General features: G+C 74.7%; 4 protein-coding genes and 2 pseudogenes. 3 read left to right on the forward strand and 3 right to left on the reverse strand.

Annotated elements, in window-relative coordinates; translation table 11 throughout:
* The 3 genes from AB8Z36_RS31265 to AB8Z36_RS31275 form a co-directional block, all read right to left on the reverse strand.
* A partial coding sequence (locus tag AB8Z36_RS31265; RefSeq protein WP_440582044.1) for an ATP-binding cassette domain-containing protein occupies window positions 1-354 on the reverse strand: 354 nt, incomplete at its 3' end.
* Window positions 355-359: 5 nt separating this feature from the next.
* Window positions 360-3035 (reverse strand): ABC transporter permease subunit, encoded by a 2676-nt coding sequence (locus tag AB8Z36_RS31270; RefSeq protein WP_369216760.1) that lies wholly within the window; start codon window positions 3033-3035, stop codon window positions 360-362.
* Window positions 3036-3042: 7 nt separating this feature from the next.
* Window positions 3043-3567, reverse strand: a complete 525-nt coding sequence (locus AB8Z36_RS31275) for a hypothetical protein (RefSeq protein ID WP_369216761.1) — start codon at window positions 3565-3567, stop codon at window positions 3043-3045.
* 157 nt (window positions 3568-3724) lie between these two features.
* Between AB8Z36_RS31275 and AB8Z36_RS31280 the strand changes: the two genes are divergently transcribed.
* From AB8Z36_RS31280 to AB8Z36_RS31290, 3 genes and pseudogenes are all read left to right on the forward strand, one after another.
* Window positions 3725-4285, forward strand: a complete 561-nt coding sequence (locus tag AB8Z36_RS31280) for a hypothetical protein (protein ID WP_369216762.1) — start codon at window positions 3725-3727, stop codon at window positions 4283-4285.
* Window positions 4260-5464, forward strand: a pseudogene (locus AB8Z36_RS31285) (ABC transporter substrate-binding protein). The gene AB8Z36_RS31280 and the pseudogene AB8Z36_RS31285 overlap by 26 nt, the downstream one beginning before the upstream one ends.
* A gap of 162 nt (window positions 5465-5626) precedes the next feature.
* A pseudogene (locus AB8Z36_RS31290) lies at window positions 5627-6142 on the forward strand (glycosyltransferase family 4 protein); the annotation flags it as partial.

The raw sequence follows: 6142 nt of genomic DNA on the forward strand, positions 1-6142 counted from the left end.
GGGGAGCAGGGGGCGCAGCTCGGGGTAGGCGTCGAGGGCCCGCTCGGGTGCGGTGCCCGAGAGCCGCAGATTCTCCGCGACGGTGAGGGTCGCGAACACCGCACGGCGGTCCGGTACGAAGGTCAGCCCCCGGGCCGCGCGCTCGTGCGGGCGCCTGCGTGTGATGTCCTCGCCGTCCCTGAGCACCGCTCCGGCGGTCAGGGGGAGGGTGCCCGCCAGGGCGCGCAGGGCCGTGGTGCGCCCCGAGCCGTTCGTGCCCAGCAGGACGGTCACGGCGTCGGCGGGGGCGGCCAGGGTCACGCCGTGCAGGGCCTCCAGGGGGCCGTAGCGCACCCGGGCGCCGCGCAGTTCCATGCCTCTCACCGCGCGCCGCCTCCCGGCTCGTCCAGGACGTGGCCCGCGGGGCCCGACGCGACGATGCGGCCCGCCCGCATCACGTGCACCGTGTCGGCGAGGCCCGCCACCAGCGCCGGATCGTGCTCCACGACCAGCAGGGCCATGCCGTCGGCCGCGAGGGTGCGCAGCAGTGCGGCGAGTGCGGCCACCTCCGCCGTGTCCAGGCCCGCCGCCGGTTCGTCGAGGAGGAGGGTGTGCGGGGTGCCCGCGAGGGCCCTGGCCAGCTCGGTGCGGCGGAGGGTGCCGGTGGGGAGGTCCGTGGCGGGGCAATCCCGGCAGGAGGTGAGGCCGAGCAGGCGCAGGACCTCGGCGGTCGTGCGGTCGGTGCCCCGCGGCGACTGGTCGGCGCCCACCTGGACGTTCTCCTCGACCGTCAGGGAGGGGAACACCGCGAGCTGCTGGAACGTACGGGCCATGCCCGCCCGGGTGCGGGCGTGCGCCGGAAGCCCCGTCACGTCCTCGCCGTGCAGGGTGATGCGGCCCTTCTCGGGGCGCAGGGTCCCTGCCAGGCAGTGGAAGAGGGTGCTCTTCCCGGCGCCGTTCTCGCCCGTGACCGCGGTGATCCGGCCCCGGGGGACCGTGAGCGTCACGTCGTCCAGAACCGTGTAGCCGTCGTACCGGAACGTGATCCGCTCCGCCGCCAGCGCCACCCCGCACCGCCCGTCCTCGCCGGGTGCGCCTCTTCGCCCCGGGGGCGGGACCGCGAGGGCGACCGGCTCCGGCTGGACGGGTTTTGCCCGGACCGGATCGGGTCGGACGGGGTCAGCCCGGCGGGCCGCTCTCAGTGCCTCGCGTGCCGTCCTGCCGGTCGCCGTCAGGTGCGGACGGGTGCTGTCGTGGCGGAAGCGGCGGAAGTGGCGGGTGGCCTCGCGGAGCGCCTCGTAGGGGCCGCCGGGGAAGCGGCCGATCAGGACCGCAAGGACGCCGATCACCGCGGCGGCCATGCCGCCCCTGGTCCCCGCGTCCAGGCCCACCAGCAGGGCCGCCGCCGCGAGGGCGCCGAGGATGCTGTCCGAGCCGAGCACCATGACGGCGGCGAACCACAGCAGGCCCCGCACGGGGTCGAACGCCGCGGGGTCGAACGCCTGCCGTCCCATGGCGAGCATGCCGCCGCCCAGCGCGGCCAGCGCCGCCCCGGTCACGAACGCCGTCAGTTTGAGGGTGCCCACGGCCGCGCCCGCCGCCGTCGCGCCCGCCTCGTGGTCCCGCAGGGCCGCCAGCGCCCGGCCCGTCCGGCCCCGGCGCAACGCGGTGACCAGGAGCAGAGCCCCCGTCAGAAGCGCCAGCTCCAGTACGTAGTATGTCTTGTCGCCGAGGAAGCCCGCGGGGCGGTCCAGGGTCAGGCCCGCCGTCGCGTAGGGCTGGGCGAAGACGAAGCGGCTCACGCCCACGCCGAACGCGAAGGTCGCGAGGGCCAGTGCCAGGCCGTGCCTGCTGATCGCGGGCCGTCCCGTGAGGAGCCCGAGAGGCGCGACGAGCAGGACCGCGACCGCCAGGGCCATCAGGTGCGGGAGCTCGGGAAGGCCGGGGAAGCGCCCGGCGGTGAGGAGGGCGGTGAAGAGCGCGCCGAGGCCCGCGTAGGCCGCCTGGCCCAGGGAGATCTGGCCGCCCCTGCCCGTCACGATCACCAGCGAGAGGAGGATCACCGCGAGCGCCGGGACCTGGACCGCCGTCGTCAGGTCCTGGCCCGCGAAGCCGAGGGGGATCAGGAAGAGGAGCGTCGCCACGATCCAGGCGCCCGGCGGGGTCGGCACCCGGGCCGTCGCCGTGCGGGGCAGCGCGTCCTTCGAGCCGATGCCGGGCAGGACGAGGGCCGCCACCAGGAGCGCGATCACGAAGAGGTTCGCCCCGGCCGTCTGGATCAGCTGTTCCAGCGGGCCGTCGGGGTGGAAGCGGGTCAGCTGGCTCTGCGTCACTCCCAGCGCGAGCGCCACCGTCACGGCGACGGGGAGGCTGCGCATGCCCGCCGCCACCGCCACCGCCATCACCTCCATGACGAGCAGCGGCATGCCGTACGGGTCGAGGCGTACGTAAGGGGCGAGCAGCACGCCGGTCAGGCCCGCGGTGAAGGAGCCGAAGGCCCAGCCCGCCGCCGCGACCCGGCCCGCGTCGATGCCGAAGAGCGTGGCGAGGCCCCGGTCGTCGACCACGGCCCGCAGTTCGCCGCCGAAGCGGGTCCTCCGGGTCACCGCCCCCACGGCCGCCGCCAGGACCACGGCCGCGCCCAGCTGGGCCCACGGGTCGGCCGACAGCAGGGTGGGGGCGTCGTCCCGGGCGCCCGGGCCCCAGAGGAGGGCGGCGCCGCCGACCAGGAGGACGAAGACGCCGATCGAGGCCACCAGGGTCTGCGCGGGGTCGCCGCCGAGCACGGCCAGGGGGCGGAAGACCGCGCGGTCCAGGAGCAGGCCGATGCCGGGGGCCACGAGCAGCAGCGTGACGGCGGCCGCGGGGGCGAGCGGCCAGTGCCACTCGGCCGTCAACTGGCGCAGGACGTAGGCGCAGACCATGGCGATGGCGCCGTGCGCGAAGTTGAGGACGCCGGTCGCCCGGTAGGTGACGATCAGGCCGATGCCGGTGAGCGCGGCGGCGGCGCCGACCGAGAGCCCGGCCAGCGTCAGGTCGTAGCCGAGGGACGACACCGGCGCCTCAGCGCTCCGCGCCGGGCCGCGGGGCGTCGCTCGCCAGGCGCGGCGGCTCGCAGATCGGGCAGGGCGCGAGGCCGCCGCGCGCGAGGACCTCGGCGTCCGGCGGGACCGCCTGCGGCTTGGCCGCCACCAGGGGGCAGTCCGCGCGGTGCCTGAGGGTGCCGCCGGGGACCGTCAGCAGGTCGTCGCTCGCGGCCACCGGGGCCTCGGCCGAGGCCGGTGGCGCCGTCGGCGCGGTGGCGACCAGGAGGCCGTAGAGCTCCTCGACGCGCGACGCGGCGAGCGCGCTCCTGCCGTGGGTGTAGAGCACCGCCCCGGCGATGATCAGGGCCGCGCCCGGCACCGTGCACGAGGCGAGATAGGGGAGCTGCCGCTCGGCGAAACGTTCCCCCGAGACGCCGTACCAGCCGAGCACGCAGAGCACCGCCCCGGCGGTCAGGGCGGCGAAGGCCGCCCACAGCACGGGATGCGCGGGGCGCGGCGCCCCGCCGCGCCGAGCCGCTCCGGATGATGGCGCCGCCCGCATACAGGCCCCCCAGGCACACCAGGTCGGTCACGTCAGCAACGCCGGTCCCGTCGGCGCTCTGTCCATGTCAGCCGATGGATTGCACTATGCCCTCTACAAGCTGACGCTGAAAGCTCCGGGCCGTGCCGGTCCGGACCGACATCCGGTGGTGAGCCAGATGGTTCTCGGGAGCAGCCGTCCCCGGCGGGGGACACCGTTGCGGAAAGGGCGGCGCGCGGCGCTCGCGGCGGCCGCCCTGCTGCTGGCCCTGCCCACCGTCGCGGCCTGCGGTGACGACAGCGGCGGCGGTGAGGAAGACCCGCCGCCCGAGCCGTCCGTGGCGGAGCCGGCCGAGCCGACGAAGGACGCCACCGCGCCCGCCGACCCGGCGGCGGCCAGGAGCGAGGTCGTCAGGAACTGGGAGAAGTTCTTCGACCCCGGGGTCCCGCTGAAGGAGAAGGAGGCCGTTCTGGAGGACGGGGCCAGGATGCGGGCCGTCCTGGAGAGCTTCGGCGGGGACGAGCGCGGCGGGCAGGTCGCGGCCGACGTGGGCAAGGTCGAGTTCACCTCGGCCGACGAGGCCGACGTGACGTACGCGCTGACCCTGAAGGGCGCCACCGCGCTGCCCGACGCCTCGGGGACGTCCGTCCATCAGGACGGCACCTGGAAGGTCTCCGTCAAGACCCTCTGCGCGCTGGTGAAGCTGAGCGGGAATGCGTCGCCGGGTCCTGGCTGCTGAGGCGCTGCTCGCCGCGCTGCTGCTGGTGGCGGGCGTGGCCTGCGGCAGCAGGCTTCCGGAGAGCGACTTCGAGCGGCGCGGCACCGGGCCCGCGCCCTCGGGCGGCGCGCCGCTGAGGGTCGGCGTCATCGCGAGCGCCACGAGTCCGGTCGGCGGCGGCGCGTTCACCGGGCCGCGCGACGGTGCCAAGGCCTACTTCGAGCGGCTGAACGCCCGCGGCGGCGTCGCCGGGCACAAGGTCGAGGTGCGGACCTGCGACGACGGCGGCAGCGGGGTCGGCARCGGKCGCGGGCBGGCGTGCCCGACATCGGGGGGCAGCCGATCGGGGCCGCGTACGAGACGTACCCCCACCTGTACGGGATCTACGGCAGCCTCGCGCCCCGGGAGGGCGAGCCGGGGTGGGGCGGCAAGCTGTACGGCGGTACCGAGGTCTACCGGTACTTCAAGCGGGAGCAGCGCGCGCGGACCGCCGCGGTGGTCTCCTACAACCAGGCCGCTTCCGCCGCCTACGCCCGGCTCGTCACCCGGGGGCTGAGAGCCGAGGGGTACAAGGTCGTCGCCGAGCAGGTCGACTTCGCCCTGCCGAACTTCCGCGCGGCGGCGGCCGATCTGAAGGAGCAGGGCGCCGACGTGGTCTTCGACGCGATGGACACGCACGGCAACGCCAAGCTGTGCGAGGCGATGGACGAGGTCGGGGCGGAGGTGACCGCCAAGGTCACCAACGTGCAGAACTGGACGTCGTCCGTCGCCGACGACTACAAGGACGCGCCCCGCTGCCGCAACGCCCTGTGGGCCACCGGAGCGAGCAGGAACTACGAGGACACGGGCCACCCGGCCGTACGGGAGTTCCGTGCCGCCATGAAGGGCCGGGACCTCTCGCAGTGGCAGCTGGAGGGGTGGGCCGCCGCGATGTGGTTCACCGACGCCGCGCGGGAGTGCGGGCGAGGGGGCGGTGACGTCACGCGCGAGTGCGTGGACCGGTTCATGAACAGGAACCGGCCGTATTCCGCCCGAGGGCTGCTGCTGCCGGTCGTCTTCGAACACCGTGACGAACCGCCCACGCGCCGCAGGACGTGTGTGTCGGTGGCCCGCTGGCGGGACGGCGCCGGATGGGTCACCCAGGGCGGTGACATGGACCACAACTGCTTCCACGTACCCCAGCTCGCTTACCAGCCTTGATGGGCGCCCCGGTGAGAAGTTCCCCCCACGGGCTACCGATCGCATATCTGTTTAAAGACAGGATGGTATTGGCACCCAACCCTTGGCCAGGAATCCCCGTCTAACCCTGCGGTAGGCGGACGAGGGGGACTGTCCGCAAGGAAACGCGGGATACGGGGACGTATGCACATCTCTTTCCTGATTCACAACGCGTACGGGATCGGAGGGACGATCCGGACGACGTACAACCTGGCGAACACGCTGGCCCAGCAGCACGACGTCGAGGTCGTCTCCGTCTTCCGGCACCGCGACGAGCCGGTGTTCGCGCCTGACCAGCGCGTCCGCCTGAGCCACCTCGTGGATCTGCGCAAGGGCACCACCGGCTACGAGGGCGAGGACCCCGAGCACCTGCGGCCCGCGCGCACCTTCCCGGACGCCGAGGGCCGCTACGACCAGTACAGCGCGCTCACCGACCGGCGCATCGCCGCGCACCTGGCGCGCCTCGACTCGGACGTCGTCGTCGGCACCCGCCCCGGCCTCAACGTGCACATCGCCCGCCAGACCGCGCGCGGCCCCCTGCGCGTCGGCCAGGAGCACCTCACGCTCGACAGCCACTCCAAGGAGCTCCGCCGCCAGCTCCGGAGCGTCTACCCGCGCCTGGACGTCCTGACCACGACGACCGAGGCCGACGCCCGCGCC

It is taken from the genome of Streptomyces flavofungini (assembly GCF_041028215.1).
GTDB lineage: Bacteria > Actinomycetota > Actinomycetes > Streptomycetales > Streptomycetaceae > Streptomyces > Streptomyces flavofungini_B.

Bases quoted from the DNA above. Each gene is read 5' to 3' on its own strand.
- AB8Z36_RS31275 (WP_369216761.1), bottom strand. From the start codon at position 3,567: ATGCGGGCGGCGCCATCATCCGGAGCGGCTCGGCGCGGCGGGGCGCCG.
- AB8Z36_RS31280 (WP_369216762.1), top strand. From the start codon at position 3,725: ATGGTTCTCGGGAGCAGCCGTCCCCGGCGGGGGACACCGTTGCGGAAA.